This window comes from Microbacterium sp. Root322 (assembly GCF_001425645.1).
Lineage (GTDB): Bacteria > Actinomycetota > Actinomycetes > Actinomycetales > Microbacteriaceae > Microbacterium > Microbacterium maritypicum.
Genome location: NZ_LMCS01000002.1, coordinates 1,087,870 through 1,111,592 on the forward strand (window position 1 = coordinate 1,087,870; position 23,723 = coordinate 1,111,592).

The following is a 23,723-nucleotide window of genomic DNA, read 5'->3' on the forward strand; positions in this document are numbered from 1 at the left end:
CACATATGTCACAGTTTCGTGATTTCGACGCTCAAATGAGCGAGGTATCGACGGGCATGGACCACGATCGCGCCCTCATGGCAGCCGTCGCCCGTGCCCACTACCTCGAAGACCGGTCCCGCGTCGACATCTCCGACGCCCTGGGGATCTCACGTTTCAAGGTGGCCCGGCTGCTCACCCGCGCCCGCGAAGAGGGCGTCGTCACGATCGAGATCCACGACTGGGGTCTGCCCGACGTCGAGCTGAGCCAGCGGCTGCAGGAGAAGCTCGGCCTCGAGCGATGCCTCGTCGTGCGCTCTCACGGCGACGACGACACCGTGCGTCGACAGATCGGCGGGGCGGCGGCGCGGGCGCTCAGCGAGAGCCTGCGCGAGGACGAGGTGCTCGGCGTCACCTGGGGCCGCACCCTGACCGCGACCGTGAGTCAGTTCGACCACCTCCCCCGGCTGTCGATCGTGCAGCTCACCGGCGTCGTGGCCGGCGACCTGGCATCGTCACCCATCGAGGTCGTGCGCCAGACGTCGCGCCGCTCCGGCGGGGATGTCTACCCGATCTTCTCCCCGCTGATCGTCGACGACCTCGAGACCGCGAAGAGCCTGCGCCGCCATCCCGACATCCGCTCGGCCATGGACCTGTTCCCCGCGGTCACCACCGCCCTGCTCTCGGTCGGCGCCTGGAACCCGCCGGTGTCGCAGGTGCGGGACGTGCTGCCCATCGACGACCTCGCCAACGCTCTCAGCAAGGGATGCGTCGCCGACATCGCGGGCATCCTCATCCAGAGCGACGGCACCCCGGTGGACCCCGATTTCCAGGACCGCTGCGTCAACATCTCGTACGAGCAGCTGCAGAAGGTGCCGCGTGTGGTCGCCGTCGCCGGTGGAGCCGCGAAGGCCGATGCGATCCGGACGGTGTCCCGTGTGGGGCTCATCACCGAGCTGTTCACCGACCACACTCTCGCCGAGGCCGTGCTCGCGGAGGATCGCTGATGCGGATCGCCGGCTCGCTGTGGTCCGTTCCCGCCGAGGATCGCCTGACCACCGCGCTGCGGCTGCGGGACGCCGGTCTGCGTCGGCTGCACTGGGACACGACCGACGGCAGCTTCGCCGCGGCGGGAGGGTTCCCCCCGGACTCCGCCGCCGAGCTGGCCTCCGCGACCGGGCTCTCTGCCGAAGCCCACGTGATGGCTCATCGGGCTGGGCGGGACGTGGACGCCTGGACCACGTTCTGCGACCTCGTCTTCGTGCACATCGAGAGCGACGACTGGCAGGAGGCACTCGTGCGCATCGAGCGGCGCGGCGCCACCCCCGGCCTCGCGGTCTCACCGCAGACCCGCGCCGCCGACGTGCCAGCCGATGTCGCGGTGCTGTGCATGTCGATTGTCCCCGGTCAGGCCGGAAGCGCGTTCGACACCGCTGTCCTGCACAAGCTCACCGCCCTGCGCAGAGCCTCGCCCGACCGTCGGCTCGCCGTCGACGGCGGCGTGCGCCGCCTGCACCACGACGCCCTCGCCTCCGCCGGCGCCGACTGGGCCGTCGTCGGCACCGACCTGGTGTTCGACCAGGAGGACGCCTGGGCCGAGGTCCTCGCCGCCGGGGCCGACGCCTCGGCCTGACCTCCCGACTTCCTGACCTGCAGGCGCCCTAGGGCGTGTCGATCAGGGTCTCGTATGCGCGATCACGCTCTCAGCTGTTCTGCTCTGACTGAGGGAACCTCACTGAGGGGGGGCATAAACGCCCCGCAAACGATCCCATCCCTCGCGCTCAGCGGCTGATGGCTAGCCTCGGCGTCGGGAGCGGGTCGTCTGGGGTGATGTCGAAGACGAACGCGATGCCGTCGCTCATGAAGTTCGCGGCGCTTACCGAGCTACCGGCTACTGCTACCCGCAAGTCCTGGTCTCCGATATACGCGGAAACTTCCTCACTCGGCTCGATGGCGGTGATCCAGTTGTCAACCTGAAAGAGCAGCTGCCTCGGCCGTGGTGGAACATCACTAGGGCCGTTTCCTGTCCAATATGGTGCCCCGCCGGCCTTCGTGAGCTTGTTCGAGTCGAAGCCGTGTACCGCTGTGATCTCATCAGGCAATGCCCAGAACGCGACGGGGTCGTCGATCTGGCGCGCCTGCTCAGCCGTGATTCCGTCGTCCGACGGTACCCAATCGCGCACCCATAGCCGCGGGAGGATGGGAGTCTCTCCGTTGGCCCCGGCGGAAGGGACGTGCGACTCGCCTGCCAACTCTGTCGACGGAACCAGCAGGCACCGATTAGCGACCTCATCTGGCTCCCAGAAGTCACAAACAGCGTCGCTCTCGCATTTGAACACCAGCAGCACGCAGCTGGCGGGGACCCGCGGCAGCCACGGCCCCGGCGCGAGTTGAAGCAACGGCGTCATGACCGCGCCGCACTCTCCGCACACCGGCCAACGGTCCGCAGCCAGACCTGTCGGAACACCGCCAAACCAACTCGCCCCTTCAGAGTTTTGTGGCGGGCGCACCGACCATTGCGGAACCCAAATCTGCATAGCGCGAGGATACCTACACGCCACTGGCTTGATCAACACGCCCTAGGCGGCCGGAGGCAGCTCGAGTCCGAGCGTGCGCGCCGCCTGGCGGGCCATGCCCCAGGCGACGAACTCGCCTGCGGGCGGCGCGGTCATCGGGATGCCGAGGATCTCGGGAGCCATCGCGCGCACGGCCGCGGACCGGGCGCCACCGCCGATGAGGATGCCCCGCTCCGTGGGCACGCCGAGGTCGCGGATCGCGTTCAGGCCGAACAGCAGACCGCCGAGCACGCCCTCATAGGCCGAGCGGGCGACGTTCTCTCTCGTGGTCGAGGCCAGCGTCATGCCGAACAGGGTTCCGGTCGCATCCGGGAGGTTCGGGGTGCGCTCGCCCTCCAGGTACGGCTCGAGCACCAGACCGCCGGCACCGGGAGAGGCAGCAAGGGCGAGTCGGCTGAGTTCTTCGTGATCCACTCCGAGGAGGGCGGCGAGCGTGTCGAGCACCCGCGCGGCGCTGAGGGTCGCGACGAGCGGCAGATGGCCGTCGGCTGCGTCGGCGAATCCGGCGACCGTTCCCGAGGGGTCGATCGTGCGATGAGCGCTCGTCGCGAAGACCGTCCCGCTCGTGCCGATCGACACCACCACGTCTCCGACACGAGCTCCCAGACCCAGCGCGGCGCCGGCGTTGTCCCCGGATCCCGGTCCGACCGAACGGCCGTCGGCATCGCGGACCGCTGCGTCGTGGGCGAGGACCCGCGGCAGCACCGCGTCGTGCCCCAGCGCCTCGGCGAAGAGCTCCCGGTCATAGCCGGCATCCGTCCAGTACCCGGTTCCCGAGGCCTCGGAACGGTCGGTCACGAGCTCATCCAGGTCGGCGCCGAGACGGGAGTCGGGGCCGAAACCCCGCAGACGCCAGGTGAGCCAGTCATGCGGGAGCGCGACGGCACCGACCGCACGGGCGCGCTCGGGCTCATGTTCGCGCAGCCAGTGCACCTTGGTGAGGGTGAACGAGGGCACGGGCACGAGGCCGGTGCGCTCCGCGAGGGCCGTCGCGCCGTACCGGGCGATCAGTGCCGTTGCCGCATCCGACGAGCGCAGGTCGTTCCACAGCAGGGCGGGCCGCACGACGCGTCCCCTGCTGTCCAGCGCCACCATCCCGTGCTGCTGCCCGCTGATCGCCCACGCGCGCACGTCGCCGAGCCCGCCCGCCGCGGCGATCGCCTGCTGCAGCGCCTGCCACCAGGCCTCCGGGTCGACCTCGGTTCCCGGCGGGTGAGCCGCCCGCCCTTCGCGGACGACCGTGCCGGAGACCGCGTCTGCGATGACGACCTTGCAGGACTGGGTCGAGGAGTCGATTCCCGCCACGAGTTCCATGCTGCGATCATCCCATGCGGGGCGACGGGCACTCATCCGGCTCGGTGTCAGAGCCAGCCCTTGCGTTTGAACGCGGCGTACAGGCCGAAGCCCAGCGCGATCATCATGCCGACCGCCATGGGGTAGCCGAGCAGCCAGTGCAGCTCCGGCATGTGGTCGAAGTTCATGCCGTAGATGGTGCCGACGAGCGTGGGCGCGAACAGGATCGCCGCCCATCCCGAGATCTTCTTGACCTCGTCGTTCTGACGGATGCTGAGCTCCGTCATCCGCCGCATCTCCTCGTTCTGGCGGCGTGCGACGATGGTCGATTCGACGGTGAGCGCGTTGTCGAGCACGGTGCGGAACGTCGTCGCGCGGTCGCTCACGCGCAGGGTGTGATCCAGCACGTCGCGCAGATACCGCTGCAGCTCTTCGGTCACCTGGTACTTGTCCGACCCTCGAAGCAGTGCCTCCAGCATCCCCGACAGCGGCTGCGTGGCCCGCTGGAAGTCGATGACCTCCCGACCCAGATCGTAGATGCGCTGCGTGGCGTCGGTGTTCTCCTCGAACAGCTGGCTCTCGATCTCGTCGATGTCGTTCTCGAGCCCCGCGAGGACGGGCGTGTACTCGTCGACGACCTCGTCGAGGATGGCGTACAGCACGGCTTCGGGGCCGTGGGCGAGGAGCGCGGGGTCGGCTTCGAGGCGACGCCGGACGCGGCCGAGGTCGGGGGACTCCGCGTGCCGGATCGTCACCACGAAGTCGGGACCGACCAGCACATGCACCTCCCCGAACTCGACCTCTTCGAGGTCGTCGAGATAGCGGGCCGGCCGCAGCACCATGAACAACACGTCTCCGTAGCGCTCGAGCTTCGCGCGCTGGTGCCCGGAGAGGGCGTCCTCCACGACGAGCGCATGGATCCCGAACTCCTCGGCGACCTCGCGGATCTCGTCCTCGCTCGGTCGATAGAGGCCTATCCACCCCATGCCGTCGCGTTCGCGCATTCGCTCGAACGTCTCGCTCAGGGTCACCGGGTTCTCGGTGCGGACGCCATCCACGTAGATCGCATTGTCGATGATCGCCATCGTCGCCCCTTCGAGTACCTGTGGGTCAGCCCGGGTTCACTCCGCGGCGGGAGGAGCGACGCAGGCGATCGCCGCGTCGGTGATCGTCTGGTGGTACTGCTCGGCGGTGAACGGCAGACCGAACTCGGGAGCCGTCTGGCCGTCGGCGGCCGGCGCCTTCGAGGCGATGGCTGCGAGCTCCCACGAGAGGTGCTGGGCGAACTGGGCGCCGGCCGTGGAGTCGTTGAGCACGACCGCCACCGTGAATCCGGTCGCCGGGTCGGAGTACGCCGCGGTGGCGTATCCCGGAGTCCAGCCGTGCTGGCCGATCATCGATCCCACCAGGTAGCCACCGCCGGCGGCCTGGAACCAGGATGCGGCGCCGTCTGCCGCCGAGAGCGGATCGGCGAAGCGCTCCGGCTTCTCCTTCGTGCGCAGCACCTGCTTCGCCTCCGCCTGGGCGTAGCGACCGAGGTCGGTGATGGTGGAGACGACACCGGAGTCGGTGAACCCCGAGCTGGACGACAGCTTCGTGATGTCGACGGGGGCCGCGCAGTCGTATCCGCCCTCGACAGCATTGAGGTAGTGACCGTCGAGCACCGCGCCGGTTCCCGGCGCTGCCGGGGTCGGCCCGGGAAGCGAGGTGTCGGGCAGCGCGAGAGGTTCGGTGACGTACTCGGCGATCAGCTCGGAGGCCGTCATGCCCGACGCGCGCTCGAGGGCGAGGCCGAGCAACAGGTAGCCGGCGTCCGAGTCGCGGAAGGTCGTGTGGGGCGCGACGCGCTCGCGCGCCAGCCCGAAGCCCGCGAGCTCCAGCGGCGACCACACCCGCTCAGGGGTGTTCAGCCAGGCCGACTTCACGGTTCCCTCGGAGGATCCCGCGCCACTGGTGCCGTTGCACAGATCGAGGAGGGTGATGCCGTCGTCGCGCATGTCGGCGACGCCCGAGACGTAGTCGGCGACGTTGGCGTCGAGCTCCACCACGTCCCGGTCGGCGAGGGCATAGAGCACGTCGCAGGTCATCAGACGGGTGACGTCCGCGATGCGGAAGGACATGTCGGTCGACAGCTCCGCACCGCCTTCGCGATCCTGCGTGCCGATGCCCGCCACCCAGCTCCCGCTCCAGGGCGCCCACACGCCGACGATCGCACCGGTCGCACCGGAGGAGACGAGCGCGTTGTCGACCGCGGCCTGCATCGCGGCGACCGTGTCGTCCGGGAGCGGACCGTCGACCTGTGCGGGCGGCGTGTAGGAGAAGGACTCCTCGGACGAGCATCCGGTGAGAGCGAGAGCGAGCACGGCTGCCGTCGCCGTTGCGGCGCGCCACCGGCGCGACGAGAGAAGCTGCATGAAAGGGACCCCCGAGGACGTGTCTCCCGAGTCTAGAGCGCCGAGGCTGAAAGTCGGCCCCGGAGCGATCTCGGAGCCGACGTAAGGTGGTCACCGTGCCCCATATCTTCGACGCCGACGTGATCACCGCCGTTCTCCGCCACATGAACGGCGACCACACCGATGACAACATCCTCATCGCCCGCGCCTTCGCGGAGCCGTCGGATGTCGAGGTGACCGGTTCGGTGATGACCGGGTTCGACGGAGACGCCGGCGTGTGGGAGATCACCCGCGACGGTGAGGTCGCCGAGCTGCGCGTGCCCTGGCCCGGCGGCCCGATCGCCGACCGCCCCGCCGTGCGCCGCGAGGTCGTGGCTCTCTACGACGCCGCCTGCGCCCGCCTCGGGGTCGAGCCACGGCCGCACGCCTGAACACTGCGACTTCCCTCCGGGGTTAGGTAACCCTTACACTGGCCTCATGCCCGAGATCCTCTCCTTCTCCGCCGCCCTGCGCGAGCGTTCGTCCGGATCGCACTCCCGCAGCGAGACGGCCGGCTTCATGTCCGACCTCCTGAAGGGCGAGGGGTCGCGCGAGGACTACATCTCCCTCGTCGCGCAGCACTACTTCATCTACGAGGCGCTCGAGGGCGCGGGCGAGCGCATGCGTCAGGATCCGGTGGCCTCGGTCTTCATCACCGACAAGCTCACCCGACTCCCCGCGCTGGAGGCCGACCTCGAGTTCCTGCTCGGGGCCGACTGGCGCGAGCAGATCGTCGCCCTGCCCACCACTCAGCGCTACGTCGACCGCATCCGCCAGGTGGGCGCCACCTGGGCCGGCGGCTTCGTCGCGCACCACTACACCCGCTACCTCGGCGATCTGTCCGGCGGCATCTTCATCGGTCGTGTGATGGCCCGTCGCTTCGGCTTCGAGACCAACGGCATCGGCTTCTACCTGTTCGACGACATCGCCGACCCGTCCGCTTTCAAGGACGTGTACCGCGAGCAGCTCGATGCCGCCCCGTGGGATGAGGCCGAGCGCGAGCGCGTGATCGACGAGGTGCTCCTTGCCTACCGCTTCAACACCGAGCTGTTCGAAGACCTCGACCGCGCTCGCGCCGCCGCCTGAGCGGATCCCGCGCCCGGGAGCTCAGCTCTTCGGCAGCTCGGGGGCGGATGCCGCGAGCCAGGCATCGCGCATGAACCGACGCACGTCTTCGTCCACCCGGATGTCGCGGGGTCGCAGCGCACGCGACAGATAGAGCCCCTCGAGCGAGGTCAGCCGGCTGAGGGCGACATAGGTCTGCCCCGGCGCGAACGCCCCGGAGCCGAGGTCGATGATGGCCCGCTCGTAAGTCTTGCCCTGCGACTTGTGGATCGTGACAGCCCAGGCCAGACGCAGCGGGAACTGCGTGAACTCGGCGACGACGTCACGGGAGAGCTTCTTCGTGTTCTGGTCGTACGCGTAGCGGAACCGTTCCCACACGGCGGGCTCGACATCGACCTCTTCACCGTCGATGTCGACGCGCACGGCACTGCCGAGGATGCGCACCACCGTTCCGATCGTGCCGTTGACCCAGCGCGGCGGCTCGCCGGACATCGCGGTGTCGTTGCGCAGGAACATGACCTGCGCCCCCACCTTGAGCTTCAGCTCCGACTCGGCCGGGAGCGCGGCCTCGCCCCTGCCGAAATCTCCGCTCACCTCGGCGCGCGCGGTCTGCTCCTTGCCCGGCAGCGCGGCCAGGTGTCGGCTGTTGATGCTGTTCACGATGTCGTTGCGGGTCGCGAGCGTGATCATCGGGACCTCGCCGGGCTCCGGATCCGGTGGTGTCCGCGCCCCCTGGGTGTTCAGCACGCCCGCGATCTCGGCGGTCACCCGCCCGTAGCGCACGGCGTTCAGCATGGCCTTGAACCCGTCGTCGGACTGCCGGTGGATCTGCACGAGCTCGCGCACGTGCAGCTCGGCGCGCGTGTCGACGGCGAACAACCCCTCGTGGTCCGACTCGCCGGTGCCGCCGCCGGTCCCTGCCCACACCTTCGCGTCGAAGAACCAGAACGAGCGGTAGTGGTCCTGCACGTATCGGGCCTCGTCGCCGCGGGGCGGCACGGGCGCCAGCTGGTACGGGTCTCCGAACATGACGACCTGCACCCCGCCGAACGGCTCGCCCCTGCGCCCCCGCGCCTGGCGGAGAGAACGATCGATCGCATCCATCAGATCCGCGTTGACCATCGAGATCTCATCGATCACAAGCGTCTCGATGGCGTTCAGGATGCGACGAGTCGCGTCGTTCTGATCGATGTCGGCATCCCCGATCAGACCGATCGGCAGGCGGAACAGCGAGTGGATCGTCTGCCCCTCGACGTTGAGCGCCGCGACGCCCGTGGGCGCGCAGATCGCGATCTGCTTCTTCGTATTCCATGCGAAGTGCTGCAGGAGCGTCGACTTCCCGGTCCCGGCTCGCCCGGTGATGAAGACGTGCTCGCCCGTGTCCTCGATGAGTCGGAACAGCTCTTGCTGCTCCTCGGACAGGGCGGGAAGGGACACGGTTCTCACAGGGGCAGCGGACGGACAGGGCGCTCGTCCATGCTACGTCCCGGTATCCGCACACGGCCGCCGACGCTCGGCGTCCCCCCAGGACGCCCTCCTAGACTGACGCCATGGACCGGGCACGTGCGAGCGCGCCCCGGCGTGCGCGCCTGGGGGTCGATCTGGCGATGCTCACCGTCGTCGGCCTGCTGCTCATCGCGGCTCTGGGAGCGGGCGGCGTCACGCTGTACCAGCAGTTCTACGGCCCGTCCGCGTTCGTCGTCCGCTACCTCGACCTGCTCTCCTCCGGTCGCGCCGCCGATGCGCTGCGCGTACCGGGCGTCGCGATCGACCGCGAGACGCTCGACGCCGCCGGGATCGATCCCGGAGCGTCCGAAGCGATGCTCCGCCGCGCCGCACTCGCCCCACTGACCGACGTGACGATCACCTCGGAGAAGCCGGCAGAGGGCGGCACAGCCGTCACCGTCAGCTACCAGGCGAGCGGACACGCCGGCACCAGCACCTTCCTGGTCGAGCAGGACGGTTGGGCGGGCGTCACCCCCAACTGGCGCTTCACCACCAGCCCCCTGGCCGTCGTGGATCTGACGGTGCGCGGCGCCGACCAGTTCGCGGTGAACGGGTTCGAGGTCGACCGGCGCCAGGTGTCGATCGACGGCGTCGATGCGGTCGCGCTCGACCCGCTGCCGCTGCTCGTGTTCACGCCGGGCCTGTACGCGGTGACGGTGGACACCGCGATCTCGACCGCCTCGGGCCACGGGGTCCTCGCCGACACTCCCCTGGCCGTCACACCGCTCGATGTGCAGACCGAGCCGACCGACGAGTTCGTCGACGTGGTTCAGGAAAGGGTCGAGGCCTTCCTCACGGAGTGCACGACGCAGGAGGTGCTCCAGCCGACGGCCTGCCCGTTCGGCCTGCGCGTCACGAACCGACTCGCCTCCGCGCCGAAGTGGTCGATCGCGACGCAGCCCCAGGTCACGGTCACCCCCGACGGCGGGCAGTGGCAGATCCCGACGACGGACGCGGTCGCCCACGTCGAGGTCGACATCCGCTCGCTGTTCGACGGCAAGACCCAGCCGTTGGCGGAGGACGTGCCCTTCCAGCTCACCGGGACGATCGCGATCCTGCCCGACGGATCCGCGTCGATCAGGATCGGCTCCCCCGGCGACCCCGCCGTCGACTGACCGGGTCGGGCGTCGGCCTCAGCGGCTTCCGCGCTGGTCGCGCTCCGCGAGGGCGGCGAGCTTGGCGTTGTACTCCTCGAGCTCGGCGTCTCCCGTGCGGTCGGCATGCCGGTCTGCGCGGCGCTGCAGCTTGGTGTCGCTGCGGCTCCACTGGATCGCGACCGTGATCGCGAGGATCAGCGTCGGGATCTCGCCGATCGACCAGGCGATGCCGCCACCGACGTACTGGTCCTGCAGCGGGTCCACACCCCAGTCGCGGCCCATCGACCCGAACCAGTCGGCGACCATCAGCCCTTCCTGCATCATGATCGCGATGCCGAAGAAGGCGTGCATCGCCATGACGGCGATCAGGGTGATCAGGCGACCGGGGTAGGGCAGACGGTACGGCACAGGGTCGGCGCCGATCAGGCTCATCACGAACAGGTAGCCCGAGATCAGGAAGTGGATGACCATCCACTCGTGACCGAGGTGCTCGTACATCGACCAGCGAACCAGGTCGGTGAAGTAGAAGGCCCACAGCGACAGGATGAAGATCGCCGCTGCGACGAACGGATGGGTCACCACGCGGGAGAACGGCGAGTGCACGGCCCACATGATCCACTCGCGACCACCGCGGGTGCCGTCGTCGCGCTTGTGGATCGCACGCAGAGCGAGCGTGATGGGGGCGCCGGAGACCAGCAGCAGCGGGATGGCCATCGACAGCATCATGTGGCCCATCATGTGGATGCTGAACAGGTACTCCTGGTACGCGTTGAGCGGGCCGCTCGTCACCCAGACGAGCATCAGCATGCCGAGCACCCAGAACACGGTGCGGTGGATCGGCCAGCGGTCGCCGCGCAGGTGCAGGCGCCGCACGCCGGCGAGGTACAGGAAGAGGCCGAAGCCTGCGGCGACGAGCCAGAGCACGTCGAAGTCCCAGGCCGTGAACCAGCGCTCGAGCGTCAGCTCCGGAGGCAGCGTCGCGCCGGTGAGGATCTGCGCGGGCGTCTGGGCGAAGGCGGCGACCTCGCCGGTGGGCGGAGGTGTGCGCGCGAGCGCGGCGGCCGCTCCCGAGGCGAGGCCCATCAGCGCGACCTCGCACAGCACGAGGAGCCAGAACCAGCCGGCCGTCCGCTGACCTGCGAGCCGGGGGATCAGACGTGCGCGATACCAGGCGCCCAGCAGTCCCATGCCTCCCAGCAGCACGACCTTGGCGAGCACGATCCAGCCGTAGGGCGTCGCCCACAGCGCGTCCCAGCCTCCGACGGCCACGATCGACCGGGTGACCCCGGAGAACGCGACCACGGCGAAGGCGGCGATCGCGAGGGACGAGTAGCGTGCGACGAGCCGCGGGGTGTCGATGTCGGCGCGCCCGCGCAGCAGCACCAGCAGCAGGAGCCCACCGAGCCAGACGGCGGCGCCGATGGTGTGCAGCAGGATCGAGTTGACCGCCATGTTGTGCCCGGCGAGGTCGCCGGCATGCCCCTGCGTCGCGAGCGGGAGGAAGGAGACCGCGGCGAGCAGCGCCGTGATGAGGGTTGGCGTCCACGAACGCCACGCGAACGCGAGCACCGTGATGATCGCGCCGAAGATGGTGGTGATGAGCCAGGACTGCCCCAGCGGCAGCTCCAGCAGGAAGCGCCCGAGCTGCGTGCCGAACTCGCGCTCGATGCTGAGCTTGGGGTTGAACGCGGCCATGAAGGCGAGGAACCCCGCGAGGCCGGCCGAGACCGTGAACACGGCCGCACCGACCGAGGCGATGTTCAGAGCGGCGTCGAACGATCGCTCCCCCGCGCGCAGGCCGAACAGCGCGAGCACGAGCGCGCCGAGCATGACCGCGCCCGAGACGTTCATGACGAGCTTCGCGATCGGCGTACCCCAGAGCACGAAGGGGCCGGGGTCCTGCAGCAGCGGCGGCTTGGCGCCTCCGCCGACGAGGAGCGCCAGCACCAGCGCCGCCAGGGCGGCGATGAGGAGGATGATGACGCCGGCGACTCGATACGCCGAAATCCGACTCGTCGACTCGCTGCGGGAACTCACCCCTCCAGCCTAGGCGCGCCCGACGGTGAGAAAGCACGCAGGCCGCCCCCGTCGGAACGGGAGCGGCCTGCGAAGAGGTGCGGTCGAATTACTTGACGGCAGCCTTGAGCTTGGAGCCAGCGGTCACCTTGACGCGCTTGCCGGCCGGGATCTTGATCTCGGCGCCGGTCTGCGGGTTGCGGCCCGTGCGAGCAGCGGTGTCGACCTGCTCGAAGGAGATCCAGCCCGGGATGGAGACCTTGCTGCCCTTGGCAACGGCGTCGGAGACCGTGGCGAACAGCGAGTCGAGGACACCGGAGACGGTGGCCTGGCTCTGGCCCGTGGCGCTTGCGATGCTCGCGACGAGCTCGGTCTTGGTGATGGACTTGTCAGCCATGTCATCCTCCAGCGACGAGTTCCCGTCGCATCGTTGTGGGTGTCGGAGCGGATGCTCCTGGTCTAGCGACCGCCTTGAATGTACCAACCACCACCCTCATTTCCGCGTCATTTCGCGGGTTTTGGGCAATTACTGGGCGTGTCGCGTCACTTTTGTCACTCCAGTCACAGATTCGAGGGGCGGATCCGCGCCCCGGAAGCCGGATCGGCGCGGTCGCGGATGCCCGTGGCGGTGCCGGAGGTCAGGGCAGGTTGCTGAGCAGACGCACCTCGAGCACCGGATTCGCGGCGGTGACCTCCGCCCTGATGCCTTCGCCGACCGAGGCCGAGACCCAGCCGATGATGCCCGTGGTGAACGCCCCCTCCGTGAGGATCGTGTCCTCCCACTCGACGTCGCAGTTCGTCAGCTGCCAGCTGCGGGCCGAGTTCACACCGATGTTCGCATCCTCGGGCAGCACGTCGCCGACCGCGCGGTCATCCGGGATCAGGTACACGTCGAACGTCCCGAGAGGGATGCCGACGAACTGCTGCGGCTCGGCCTCGGCGCTGCGGATCGGAGTGCGCCACGCGATGGCGCGGGTCTCGGCGTCGACGAGGATCAGCCACATCGGCACAGGACCAGGCACGTAGTCGGTGTCGCACTGCGCGAGAGCCGTCTCGAGCGGGATCGTGTCGGTGCCGCGCTCCTGTTCGGGGTTGTACAGGGCCACCGTCTCCGGAACACGGTCGTGCGTTCCCGCCCACTCCTGGGCGCTCGCACCGAACACGTCGAGACGCGTATCGACGCCCGGCTGTGGCTGCTGGTCCGGCTGCGGCTGCGGCTGCGGCTGCGGCTGGACCGCGGGGCACGACTCGGCCGCGGTCGCCGAAGAGGGCGCGGCGATCAGGCCCCCGCCGGCCACCGCGAGGGCGAGCAGCAGCGCTCCTCCGGCGAGACGGCCGCGGCGCCCGCGCCCACCGACGCGGACCGTCAGCACGAGACCGCCGGCGATGAGCAGCACGGCCAGGACGAGAAGACCCGCGAGCGTCAGCGGGTCGGCGCCGGACTCGGCGAGAAGGCCGGAGGCGGGGATGCAGTCGTTCATGAGTCCTCTCCACCCCCCGGTTCACAGAGAGGGTATCGGTATCGCGGCGCGCTGCGCATCCCCCGGATACGCGAAAGGGGCGAGGATCCGAAGATCCTCGCCCCTTTCGACTGTCTGCTGAGACTTACCAGCTCGACTTGGTCACGCCGGGCAGCTCGCCACGGTGTGCCATGTCACGGAAGCGGACACGCGAGATGCCGAACTTCGTGAGGACACCGCGGGGGCGGCCGTCGATGACGTCGCGCGAACGCACGCGAGCCGGCGACGCGTTGCGCGGCAGCTTCTGCAGGCCGACGCGTGCGGCCTCGCGGGCCTCGTCGGTGGCGTTCGGGTCGACCAGGGTCTTCTTCAGCTCGGCGCGACGCTCTGCGTAACGCTCGACGATGACCTTGCGCTGCTCGTTGCGAGCGATCTTGCTCTTCTTAGCCATTGATCAACGCTCCTCTCGGAATTCGACGTGCTGACGGATGACCGGGTCGTACTTCTTGAGCACGAGGCGGTCGGGGGTGTTGCGGCGGTTCTTCTTCGTCACGTACGTGTAACCCGTACCTGCCGTCGAACGCAGCTTGATGATCGGACGTACGTCCTGAGCCTTCTTGGCCATTAGAGCTTCACACCCTTCGCCTGGAGGTCCTTGACGACGTTCTCGATGCCACGGACGTCGATCACCTTGATGCCCTTGGCGGACACGTTGAGCGTGATCTTACGACCGAGCGACGGAACGAAATAAGTCTTCTTCTGCACGTTCGGGTCGAAGCGGCGCTTCGTCCGGCGGTGCGAGTGCGAGACGTTGTGACCGAAGCCGGGAACAGCTCCGGTCACCTGGCACACTGCTGCCATGGTGGTGACTCCTTCTATACCGTGAGGCCGGACGGCCTCACCCAAGATCCCTTGTCTGCACGCGACCCCGCCTCGCCGATCTCTCGGCCGCAGAAGGGGAAGCACGCGAACTGCGCACAGGAGTGTGCGCAGACAAAGAGTCAGTTTAGCACGGCGGCGATTCAGGCTCGAACGGCCTCGATCAGCAGAGCCGCCCCCGGAGCCAGCAGCGGCAGCGGCACACCGACGGTCTCGAAGAAGGCACCGGATGCCTCCACCCCGGCGTCGGTCCACGCGGGGTCGGCGACCTGATGCCGCGCGACCCTCCCGAGGTCCTCCCGCATCCGCAGGCGATAGCGCTGCGCCGCCGGCAGGCCGGGGATCCGCGTGCGCGGGGTGAAGCCGTCGACGGATGTGCCCAGGCGCACCCAGGCGTAGACGGCGCGCGAGCCGTCGGCGGCGACCACGCCGTGCAGCAGCGTCTGGTCATCGACCTCATCGGCGCGCACCGTGATCCCCGAGTGCAGCAGCGGGCGCAGCTCGCGGTAGAGCGCCGCCCAGCGCCTCAGCGCCTCGCGCTCGCCCTCGTCGGCGCGGGTGATGTCCCACTCGATGCCGGCGTGACCGAACAGCGCCGTCGTCATGCGGAAGGGCAGCGACGCCGCCCGATGGGTCGTCTCGGCGATCGGCGGCCCGACGTGCGAGCCCACGAGTTCGGGAGGGATGAGGGTACCGGTCCACCGCTGGATGCGCTGACGCTCCACAGGGTCGTTCGAATCCGAGGCCCACACGCGCTGTGTGCGCCGCAGGACCCCGAGGTCGACACGGGCGCCGCCGCTCGCGCAGGACTCGATCTCCAGGGAGGGATGCCTCTCGCGCAGCGCGTCGAGCAGGGCGTAGAACGCGGCGGTCTGGGCGTGCACGGACGCGCGCCCGGTGTGCGGGGAGACGGCGGCGTGCAGGTCGCGGTTGTGGTCCCACTTGATGAAGTCGACCCCGATCTCCGAGACCAATCCGTCGATGCGCTCGAGCAGGTGAGCGGCGGCGGCGGGGTTGGCGAGGTCGAGCACCTTCTGGTGCCGCCAGGTGGGCGAATCGGGCGATGCCTGCAGCACCCACTCCGGATGCTGCGTGGCGAGGTCGGACACCGGGTTCACCATCTCGGGCTCGAACCACAGGCCGAACTGCATCCCGAGGCCGTGCACGTGATCGGCGAGAGGGCGCAGACCCTCCGGCCATTTGACGTCGTCGATGTACCAGTCCCCGAGGCCCGACCTGTCGTCGGGGCGTCCGCGGAACCAGCCGTCGTCCAGGACGAAACGCTCGACACCGACCGAAGCCGCGGCTTCGGCGAGCGCGAGCAGACGCGTCGGGTCGTGGTCGAAGTAGACCGCCTCCCACGTGTTGAGCACCAGTGGCCGCGGCGTCGTGGGGTGCGCGGAGAACGAGCGCACCATCCGGTGAAGCCGTGCGGCGACGGAATCCAGACCGCTCTCCCCGTAGGTGAGGTGCACCCGCGGCGAGACGTAGGTCTCTCCCGCCCCCAGTCGGATCTCGCCCGGCAGCAGCAGCTCTCCCCCGCCGAGCACCGCACCGTGCACTCCGGCGCCCTCGGGGAGCCGCTCGACGCCGACCTCGACGTCGCCGCTCCACGCGACGTGCGCAGTCCACAGCTCGCCACGGCGGAAGCCGAATCCGTCGGTGCCGACCGCGGTCAGATAGGGGGCGTCGTGGCCACCGCGACCGCGGCGCACCTGGCGCAGATGCGCTCCGTGACGCAGGGCGCCGCGCTGCGGGTGCCGCTCGCCCGTCCAACGCCCGGTGTGGTCGAGCGCCTCCGTCGCGTGCGCGGGGATCGGCAGCAGGATGCGCGTGGCCAGCAGGTCCAGCGGCTGGGCGTCATCGGCGGCTGTGCTCGTGACCGACAGCTGCGCGGTGAGCACGCCATCGACGTCCAGCGCGAGGTCGAGCATGACGGTGGCCTCGGCCTCGGCATCTGCGAACTCCGCCCGCAGCGATGTCGCCGAGGCCTCCCACCCTGTCGGTCGCAGCAGCGGGGCGCTGTGCAGCCCCGCCCGGTGCCAGGCGAGTGCCGGTGCGCCCGACCAGCCGTCCGCCTCGACGGCGAGCAGGGGGAAAGCCCGAGGAGCGTCGAACGAACTGAAGGTCACGGCGCCGGTCGACGATGCGGCGAGCGCGTCGAGGTCGACGGGGTCGAGCGCCGCACCCCAGTGCAGCAGCCGCGCTCCGGTCGTGTCGATGACGACGCTGACGCCGCCGGAGGTCAGATGGACGAGTTCGCTCATTGCCGCTCCAGACGAAAAGGGAGGCCCGCCCGTGAGCATACGGGCGGGCCTCCGAAAGGCATTACTCCGTGACGGGGATCGACGCCGCCTTGAGCGCGTCGACGGTCGCCGTCTGGCCCTTCTCGATCGCGTCGAGCAGGGTTCCGCTGCCCGAGACCGCGGCCTTGAAGCCGTCCGAGACGTCGGCGTAGGTCTGGGTCATGGTCGGACCCCACGCGAAGTCGGGAGAGACCTGGGTGGCGGCGTCGGCGAAGACGTCGTAGATCTTCTGCCCGCCGTAGAACTCCACGCCCTCGCTGAACACCGGCAGTGCGAGTCCCGCCGTCGTGGCGGGATAGAGGTTGGCCGCCTCGGCGAGCGCGGTCAGCGCCTCATCCGACGTGTTGAGCCACAGCGCGAACTTGGTCGCCTCGTAGAGGTGTTCGCTGCCCTTGAGCACGGCGGTCGAGGAACCGCCCCAGTTTCCGGCCGCGGATCCGCCGGCCTTCCACTGCGGGAGGGGAGCGACGGCCCACGAGCCTGCGGTGTCGGGGGCGCCGCTGGAGATCGAGTTGGCACCCCAGACCGCGGAGTTCCAGGTCCAGACCTCGCCCGAGTTGTAGGCGTTGTTCCACTCGTCGGTCCAGGCGGGCACTGTCGCGACGAGGTCGTCGTCGAGCATGCTCTGCCAGAAGTCGGCCACGGTGGTCGTGGCGTCGTCGGCGAGCGTGACCGTCCAGCCCTCGCCGTCGCTCGAGAACCACTGGGCGCCGTCCTGCCACGCGAATCCGGCGAACTGGTTGATGTCCGACTGCGAGAAGTTGGTGATGTAGCCGCCCAGGTCGCGGATCTTCACGGCCGCCTCACGGTACTCGTCCCAGGTGGTAGGGATCGCGATGCCGTTCTGCTCAAACAGGTCGGCGCGGTAGAACAGCGCCATGGGTCCGGTGTCCTGCGGAACGCCGTACACACCGTCGGTGCCGAGGGTCACCTGTCCCCAGGCCCAGTCGACGAACTGGTCCTCGGCGGCGACGACGTCTTCGCAGGCGCTGAGGTCTTCGAGGCCGTCCTGCACGAGGAAGTTCGGCAGGGCGTCGTACTCGATCTGCCCGAGGTCGGGCGCGTCGCCCGCCTTGATCTGGTTGAAGAAGTTCTGGTACGTGCCGCCGTTGCCGTTGGGGCCGGTCTGCACGTCGACCTGGATCTCGGGGTTGGCATCGTTCCAGATCTTCACGACGTCTTCGATACCGGGGATCCAGGAGGTGAACTCGAGGGTGACGTCACCGTCGGCCGGGGTGCAGGAAGCGGCGGCGTCGCCGCCTCCGGTGCTGTCTCCGCCGCCGGCGGAGCAGCCTGCGAGCGCGAACGCCGAGATGGCGATGACGGCCGCTGCCTTCTTCTTCGAATGCTGCATTTCGATCCTTTCGTGGATGCGATGGGGGTGGTGCAGGGGTGGTGCGTCACGCGGAAGGTCCGCGTGACGACCTGCTCACTTCAGGGCGCCGGCGCCCAGTCCGTTGCGCCAGAAGCGCTGGAGCAGGAGGAATGTCACGATCAGCGGGATGACCGACAGCAGGGCGCCGATCAGGACGAGACCGCGGAGTTCGGGGAGCTGGTTCAGCTGGTTGTTCCAGTTGTAGAGACCGAACACGACGGGGAAGAGGTCTTCGCTGCGCAGCATGATCATCGGCAGGAAGAAGTTGTTCCAGATGGCCACGAACTGGAAGAGGAACATCGTCACCAGTGCCGGGGTCATCAGACGGATGCTTACGGTGAAGAAGGTGCGGATCTCCCCCGCCCCGTCGAGTCGGCTCGCCTCGAGCAGTTCGTCCGGCACCGAGGAGGCGGCGAAGATGCGCGCGAGGTACACGCCGAACGGGCTCACGATCGAGGGGAGGAAGACCGACCAGAACGTGTTGGTCAGCTGCGCTTGGCTGAAGATCAGGAACAGCGGCAGCGCGAGAGCCGTCGCGGGGACGAGCACTCCTCCCAGCACGATGTCGAAAAGCACGTCGCGGCCGAGGAAGCGGTACTTGGCGAGGGCGTACCCGGCCATGGCGGCCAGGAGCGTGGCGATGGCCCCGCCGAGAGCGGCGTAGAGCATCGAGTTGCCAAGCCAGCGCAGGTACACGCCGTCCCGGTAGGTGAACAGCTCCGCGATGTTGTCGAAGAGGTGGAAGTCGGCGAACCACAGCGGCGCGGTGGTGAGGATGTCGCCGGTCTCCTTGCTGGAGGCAACGAGCAGCCACCACAGCGGCAGCAGGAAGTAGACCGTGAACACGGCCATGATCAGCATGGCGCCCGTGCGGGAGATGCCCGATTCCCGAGCAGTGCTGCGGCGCCGGCCGGGCGCGACGATCGACGCGGTGGTCATGCGTTCTGCTCCTTGCGCTGCATGTACTTCATGAACCCGAACGACAGCACGAACGTCGTCACGGCGAGCACGACCGAGAAGGCGGCGGCCAGGTTGGTGTTCGGGATGGATGCGGTGGCGTACACGGTCATGTTCGGGGTGAAGGTGCTGGTCACGGCCGAGCTGAACGACCGGAACACCTGGGGCTCGGCGAGCAGCTGCAACGTGCCGATGATCGAGAAGATCGCGGTCATCACGATCGCGGGCCGCACCAGCGGGATCTTGATCGACCAGGCGATCCGCCATTGGCCTGCGCCGTCGAGGCGAGCCGCTTCGTACAGCTCCTGCGGGATCGACAGCAGTGCCGAGTAGATGATCAGCATGTTGTATCCGACGTAGACCCAGGTCACGACGTTCGCGATCGACCACAGCACCAGGTCGGCGCCGAGGAAGTCGATGTTCTTGGTGATCGCGGTGAAGGGCGAGAGGTTGGGCGAGAAGAGCGAGCCCCACATGATCGCGGCGATCACGCCCGGCACCGCGTAGGGCACGAAGAACGCCAGACGGAAGAAGCGCTTCCCGCGCACGAGAGGCGAGTCCAGCAGCAGGGCGAACAGCAGGGCGAGGCCCAGCATGACGGGCACCTGCACGACGCCGAACAGCAGCATGCGCCCCATCGAGCTCCAGAAGGCCTCGTTCTGGAAGACGAGCACGTACTGGGTGAGGCCGCCGAACACCTGCTCGGCCTTGCCGAAGGTGCCGTCGCGCTCGACGACGAGCAGGGACTGCCAGAACGCGTAGGCGATCGGCACGACATAGAAGAGCGCGAACAGAACGCCGAACGGCACGATCAGGAAGGCGATGGCTCCCTTGTGCGGGACGCGCCGACGGGCTCGCGCCGCGGTGGGCGCAGAGACCGCCGAGGCGGTGAGCGTGGTGGTCATACATCCTCCTTGATGATGCGGACGGCCCCAGCCGGCACGATGCCGGTGGCGGGGGCATCCGTGACGAACTCATGACCGGACGCCGTGACCTCGGCGTCGGTCGCCCCGTGGTTGACGACGAACAGGAAGCTGCCGGTGTCCCCGACACGTCGGACGATCTCGACGTCCGGCCCCGCGCCCGGCGTCCGTGCGACCCCGGCGCCGGCGGCGATCCGCGTCATCAGCCCGGCGTAATCCGCTCGCGAGAGCTGGGTGGAGAGGAACCAGGCCGCGCCGTCGCCGGCCGTCCGCCGCGTGATCGCTGGACCCCCGGCAGCGGGGCCGTCGACGAACGATGCGATGACCTCGGCGTCGGTCGCCGCGAGCCGCTCGCTCCAGACGGTGCCCGTCGTGCCGTCGGTGAGGGTGACGACCTCGCCAGGGCGCAGCGGAGCGAACTCCTCGGAGCGGATGCCCAGCAGATCGCGGAACGCCCCCGGATAGCCGCCGGTGCGCACGCGATCCTCCTCGTCGACGATGCCGCTGAAGAAGGTGATGAGCGCGACGGCACCGCCTTCGACCGCGCGTGCGATGGCCGCGGCATCCGCATCGCTGATGAGGTGCAGGGCCGGCACGATGAGCAGACCGTAGCCGTCGAGGTCGGCGCCGGGGCGCACGACGTCGGTGGTCAGACCCGCGTCCGACAGGGCCGCGTGAGCGGCATGCACCTGCCCGAGGTAGGTCAGCGCCTCGCTCGGACGCCCTTCGTTCTCGGCCGCCCACCAGCTCTCCCACGAGAAGAACAGCGCGGTATCCGCCGCGACCCTGGTGCCGGCGACCTCGCCGAGGCGATCGACCAGCGCGCCCAGTTCGACCACCTCGCGCCACTGGTCGGAGTCCTCGCCGGCGTGGGGGACGAGAGCGGTGTGGAACTTCTCCGCGCCCTGCGTCGACGCCCGCCACTGGAAGAAGCAGATCCCGTCGGCGCCGCGGGCGAGGTGAGAGACGATGTTGCGCCGCATCTCCCCCGGCGCCTTGGCGAGGTTGTACGGCTGCCAGTTCACCGCGCCCGTCGAGGTCTCCATCAGCAGCCAGGGCTCCCCCTGCGCGAGGCCGCGCGTGAGGTCGGCGGCGAACGAGAGCTCCCCGCGGGCATCGTCGAGACGGCGGTCGAGATAGTGGTCGTTGGCGATCAGATCCATCTCGCCCGCCCAGGTCCAGTAGTCGAGGTTGCGGATGTGCGCGGTGACCATGAAGTTCGTCGTGACCGGAATGCTGCTCCGCTCCCGCAGGATCGCGGCCTCCGCCCGGTACAGCGCGAGCTGCTCGTCGGAGCTGAACCGCTGGAAGTCGATCATCTGCCCGGGGTTGCGCAGCGACAGGGCCTGGGCGGGCGAACGCACATCCTCGAAGTCGCTGTACCGCTGGCTCCAGAACGTCGTCCCCCATGCGCGGTTCAGCGCGTCGATGTCGTCGTAGCGCTCACGCAGCCAGGCGCGGAACGCCTCGGCGCTGACGCCGCAGTAGCAGAGGGCGTTGTGACAGCCGAGTTCGTTCGACACGTGCCACAGCGACACCGCGGGGTGATCGCCGTAGCGCTCGACCACGTGCGTCACGACGTCGGCGGCATACGCGCGAAAGAGCGGAGAGCTCGGGCAGTACCCCTGACGACCGCCCTGCTGGAACACGGTGCCGTCCGCCCCGACCGGGAGCATCTCGGGATGGCGGGCGGTGACCCACGGGGCGGGCGAGGCGGTGCCAGTGCCGAGGTTGATGCGGATCCCGCTCGCGTGCAGAAGACCGATGATCTCGTCCAGCGCGCTGAAGTCCCAGACATCAGGGGCCGGGTTGATCGACGACCAGCCGAAGATGTTGATCGCGACGAGGCCGACACCCGCCTGCTTCATGAGGCGCACATCCTCGGGCCACACGCTGCGATCCCACTGCTCGGGGTTGTAGTCGCATCCGAAGACGAGGCCGCGCCCTGCGGAGAGGGCGGCGATGCGGTCGGACACTGCGGCGGCCATACGGAGACGCTCCTTTGCGAAGATGTGTGCACGTGCACAGATTCGGTCATGAAAGCACCGATCGGAATTTCTGTGAACGTGCACACATGGTTGCATGTCGCCGTGGAGGTCGTCAAGTCCGGGTCGCTAGGCTGTCGATCATGACCACTTCCGCCCGCCGCCGCAGCACCGTGCACGACGTGGCACGGGTGGCCGGGGTGTCGAGGGGAACCGTGAGCCGCGTGATCAACGGCGGCTATGTGTCCGACACCGCTCGGGCGGCGATCGAAGAGGCGATCCGCGAGGTCGGATACGTTCCCAACACCGCGGCGCAGAACCTGGTGCGCCAGCGCACCCAGGCCATCGCATTCATCGTGCACGAACCGCACGCGCTGTTCCTGGAAGACCCGAACATCGGCGCCATCATGCTCGGTACCAACGAGACGCTGTCCGAGGCGGACTACCAGATGGTGTGCCTCGTGGTGGACTCGGTGCGCGACACGGAACGCGTCGCCCGCTACCTCAACGGCGGCTTCGTGGACGGTGCAGTGATCGTCTCGGCCCGCGCGCAGGATCCGATCACGAACGCGGTCATGCGACTCGACCTTCCCGTCGCCTACGTGGGCCATCCCCCTGATGTGGATGCGGCCTGGGTCGGCGTCGACAACCGCGGGGCCGCGAACGCCTTGACATCACGCCTGATGGCGACAGGACGCAGACGCGTCGGCATGATCGCCGCGGCGCTCGACCGCGACTCGGGCACCGATCGCCTCGCGGGGTTCACCGACGCACTGGGCCCCGACTTCGACCCGGACCTGGTCGAGGAGGCGCCGCTGTACTCGTACGCCGAGGGAGCTGCGGCGATGACGCGGCTGCTCGCGCGCGCCCCCGACATCGACGGGGTGTTCGGCGCCTCCGACGCGGTCGCCGCCGGAGCGATGCTGGCACTGCGCCAAGCCGGGCGCCGCGTTCCCGAGGACGTGGGCGTCGTGGGATTCGACAACAGCTCCTGGGCGACCAGGACCACCCCGCCGCTGTCGACCGTCGACCAGCCGGCGGAAGGACTCGGTGCAGCCGCAGCGGCCGCCGTGCTCGCCCAGCTGCGCGACGATCAGCGCCCGCGCGCCGGCATCATCCTGCCCACCCCGGTCGTGTGGAGAGACTCCGCCTGAGCACCTCTCCCCCACCGGAACGGAGACACGGTCGGGTCCTCATCGATCCAGAAGCGCCAGGGGAAGGCCGCGGTTCCGGCCACGCCGGCGACGCCGACGCGCGGGCCGCTCACCACGCCGTCCCGCTGCGGGCCCAGCCACAGCTCGGCTCGCATTCCGTGCTGCTCCTCGCCCGTGATGGCATCGATCCCGTCGTGCAGCGGATGACGCAGCCCCACGGCCTGCCCGAGGCGGCCCGGCCCCCGTGCGAGGTCGCGCGACGTCGTGCGCCGAAGCGGAAGGGCGGCACCGCGACGGGTGGCCGCGGCCTCAGCGCCGGCCACGACCTCGCCGGCCCGGAGCAGCACGCCGTCACCCTGCCCCTCGGGCCCGCACACGACGTTCACGCACGAGTGGATGCCGTGGCTGAGGTACACGTACAGATGCCCCGGCTCGCCCCACATGGTGGAGTTGCGCGCCGTGCGGCCCATGCGGGCGTGGGAGCCCGGGTCGGGGATCCCGCCCGTGCCCTGCCCGTGATAGGCCTCGACCTCGGTGATGCGCAGCCGCACCTCGAGCGCGACGGCATCGGCCGAGGGCGCGACGAACGTGCGCAGCTCTCCCCCCAGCAGGCGCGGCGCGACGTCGACCGCGGAGTCGCTCAGGTCGGCGCGGACGGCACGGCGCAGCGCCTCCTGCGGCCGGTCGTTGCCGCGGGCGACATCGGGATCGCCGGGCATC

Annotated in this window: 23 protein-coding genes; 6 read left to right on the forward strand and 17 right to left on the reverse strand. The window is 69.2% G+C overall.

The features are described 5' to 3' along the window. Positions 1-35 precede the first annotated feature (35 nt). Together ASC55_RS10125 and ASC55_RS10130 are read left to right on the forward strand one after the other, a co-directional pair. Entirely contained in the window at positions 36-986 is a 951-nt protein-coding gene (locus ASC55_RS10125) for a sugar-binding transcriptional regulator (protein WP_055874997.1), read from the forward strand. Beyond that, a complete protein-coding gene (locus ASC55_RS10130) occupies positions 986-1,612 on the forward strand; it encodes a hypothetical protein (protein WP_055875000.1) in 627 nt (208 codons plus the stop codon). The genes ASC55_RS10125 and ASC55_RS10130 overlap by 1 nt, the downstream gene beginning before the upstream one ends. A 148-nt stretch (positions 1,613-1,760) precedes the next feature. Here ASC55_RS10130 and ASC55_RS10135 read toward each other — a convergent pair whose 3' ends face one another. From ASC55_RS10135 to ASC55_RS10150, 4 genes are read right to left on the reverse strand one after another with little or no spacing between them, the layout of a single operon-like run. Next, entirely contained in the window at positions 1,761-2,516 is a 756-nt protein-coding gene (locus tag ASC55_RS10135) for a hypothetical protein (protein ID WP_157559429.1), read from the reverse strand. Between the two features lie 42 nt (positions 2,517-2,558). Further along, positions 2,559-3,869 (reverse strand): FGGY family carbohydrate kinase, encoded by a 1,311-nt coding sequence (locus ASC55_RS10140; RefSeq protein WP_055866491.1) that lies wholly within the window; start codon positions 3,867-3,869, stop codon positions 2,559-2,561. 47 nt (positions 3,870-3,916) lie between these two features. Next, the gene (gene corA / locus ASC55_RS10145) at positions 3,917-4,933 is read right to left on the reverse strand and encodes a magnesium/cobalt transporter CorA (protein ID WP_055866495.1); all 1,017 of its coding nucleotides are present in this window, start codon (positions 4,931-4,933) and stop codon (positions 3,917-3,919) included. Between the two features lie 36 nt (positions 4,934-4,969). Beyond that, on the reverse strand, positions 4,970-6,262 hold the full coding sequence (locus ASC55_RS10150; RefSeq protein WP_055866498.1) for a serine hydrolase domain-containing protein: 1,293 nt from the start codon (positions 6,260-6,262) through the stop codon (positions 4,970-4,972). A 95-nt stretch (positions 6,263-6,357) separates the two neighbouring features. On the opposite strand from ASC55_RS10150, the gene ASC55_RS10155 reads away from it, so the two are divergent. Then, positions 6,358-6,672, forward strand: a complete 315-nt coding sequence (locus ASC55_RS10155) for a DUF2470 domain-containing protein (protein ID WP_055866941.1) — start codon at positions 6,358-6,360, stop codon at positions 6,670-6,672. Positions 6,673-6,718: 46 nt separating this feature from the next. Beyond that, complete coding sequence (locus ASC55_RS10160) at positions 6,719-7,366, forward strand: biliverdin-producing heme oxygenase (RefSeq protein WP_055875006.1); 648 nt, start codon at positions 6,719-6,721, stop codon at positions 7,364-7,366. 21 nt (positions 7,367-7,387) lie between these two features. On the opposite strand, the gene ASC55_RS10165 is transcribed toward ASC55_RS10160, so the two are convergent. Next, positions 7,388-8,782, reverse strand: coding sequence for an ATP-dependent DNA helicase (locus tag ASC55_RS10165; protein ID WP_055875009.1), 1,395 nt, complete (start codon positions 8,780-8,782; stop codon positions 7,388-7,390). 113 nt (positions 8,783-8,895) lie between these two features. On the opposite strand from ASC55_RS10165, the gene ASC55_RS10170 reads away from it, so the two are divergent. Beyond that, a complete protein-coding gene (locus ASC55_RS10170; protein ID WP_055875012.1) occupies positions 8,896-9,966 on the forward strand; it encodes a hypothetical protein in 1,071 nt (356 codons plus the stop codon). A gap of 18 nt (positions 9,967-9,984) precedes the next feature. On the opposite strand, the gene ASC55_RS10175 is transcribed toward ASC55_RS10170, so the two are convergent. The 11 genes from ASC55_RS10175 to ASC55_RS10225 all read right to left on the reverse strand — a co-directional run bounded on the left by ASC55_RS10175 (position 9,985) and on the right by ASC55_RS10225 (position 21,852). After that, positions 9,985-11,985, reverse strand: coding sequence for a cytochrome c oxidase assembly protein (locus tag ASC55_RS10175; RefSeq protein ID WP_082524296.1), 2,001 nt, complete (start codon positions 11,983-11,985; stop codon positions 9,985-9,987). Between the two features lie 88 nt (positions 11,986-12,073). Continuing rightward, on the reverse strand, positions 12,074-12,361 hold the full coding sequence (locus tag ASC55_RS10180; RefSeq protein ID WP_017203554.1) for an HU family DNA-binding protein: 288 nt from the start codon (positions 12,359-12,361) through the stop codon (positions 12,074-12,076). A gap of 241 nt (positions 12,362-12,602) precedes the next feature. Then, a complete protein-coding gene (locus ASC55_RS10185; protein ID WP_055875015.1) occupies positions 12,603-13,445 on the reverse strand; it encodes a hypothetical protein in 843 nt (280 codons plus the stop codon). A gap of 124 nt (positions 13,446-13,569) precedes the next feature. After that, positions 13,570-13,875 (reverse strand): 30S ribosomal protein S14, encoded by a 306-nt coding sequence (gene rpsN / locus ASC55_RS10190; protein ID WP_017829734.1) that lies wholly within the window; start codon positions 13,873-13,875, stop codon positions 13,570-13,572. Between the two features lie 3 nt (positions 13,876-13,878). Beyond that, positions 13,879-14,049, reverse strand: coding sequence for a 50S ribosomal protein L33 (rpmG, locus tag ASC55_RS10195; RefSeq protein WP_017203558.1), 171 nt, complete (start codon positions 14,047-14,049; stop codon positions 13,879-13,881). After that, positions 14,049-14,285, reverse strand: a complete 237-nt coding sequence (gene rpmB / locus ASC55_RS10200; protein WP_017203559.1) for a 50S ribosomal protein L28 — start codon at positions 14,283-14,285, stop codon at positions 14,049-14,051. The genes rpmG and rpmB overlap by 1 nt, the downstream gene beginning before the upstream one ends. 161 nt (positions 14,286-14,446) lie before the next feature. Next, the gene (locus tag ASC55_RS10205) at positions 14,447-16,570 is read right to left on the reverse strand and encodes an alpha-galactosidase (protein WP_157559431.1); all 2,124 of its coding nucleotides are present in this window, start codon (positions 16,568-16,570) and stop codon (positions 14,447-14,449) included. Between the two features lie 61 nt (positions 16,571-16,631). Continuing rightward, the gene (locus tag ASC55_RS10210; protein WP_055875021.1) at positions 16,632-17,963 is read right to left on the reverse strand and encodes an ABC transporter substrate-binding protein; all 1,332 of its coding nucleotides are present in this window, start codon (positions 17,961-17,963) and stop codon (positions 16,632-16,634) included. A gap of 75 nt (positions 17,964-18,038) precedes the next feature. Continuing rightward, complete coding sequence (locus ASC55_RS10215) at positions 18,039-18,923, reverse strand: carbohydrate ABC transporter permease (protein WP_082524297.1); 885 nt, start codon at positions 18,921-18,923, stop codon at positions 18,039-18,041. Next, positions 18,920-19,846 (reverse strand): carbohydrate ABC transporter permease, encoded by a 927-nt coding sequence (locus tag ASC55_RS10220; protein ID WP_047524211.1) that lies wholly within the window; start codon positions 19,844-19,846, stop codon positions 18,920-18,922. Before ASC55_RS10220 ends, ASC55_RS10215 begins: the two co-directional genes overlap by 4 nt. After that, on the reverse strand, positions 19,843-21,852 hold the full coding sequence (locus ASC55_RS10225; RefSeq protein ID WP_055875024.1) for a beta-galactosidase: 2,010 nt from the start codon (positions 21,850-21,852) through the stop codon (positions 19,843-19,845). The genes ASC55_RS10220 and ASC55_RS10225 overlap by 4 nt, the downstream gene beginning before the upstream one ends. Positions 21,853-21,992: 140 nt before the next feature. Here ASC55_RS10225 and ASC55_RS10230 point away from each other — a divergent pair, with 140 nt between their 5' ends. Next, entirely contained in the window at positions 21,993-23,003 is a 1,011-nt protein-coding gene (locus tag ASC55_RS10230; RefSeq protein ID WP_055875026.1) for a LacI family DNA-binding transcriptional regulator, read from the forward strand. Here the strand turns inward: ASC55_RS10230 and ASC55_RS10235 are convergent. Next, positions 22,943-23,722, reverse strand: a complete 780-nt coding sequence (locus tag ASC55_RS10235; RefSeq protein ID WP_055875029.1) for a DNA-3-methyladenine glycosylase — start codon at positions 23,720-23,722, stop codon at positions 22,943-22,945. The genes ASC55_RS10230 and ASC55_RS10235 overlap by 61 nt on opposite strands. Between the last annotated feature and the right edge of the window lies 1 nt (position 23,723).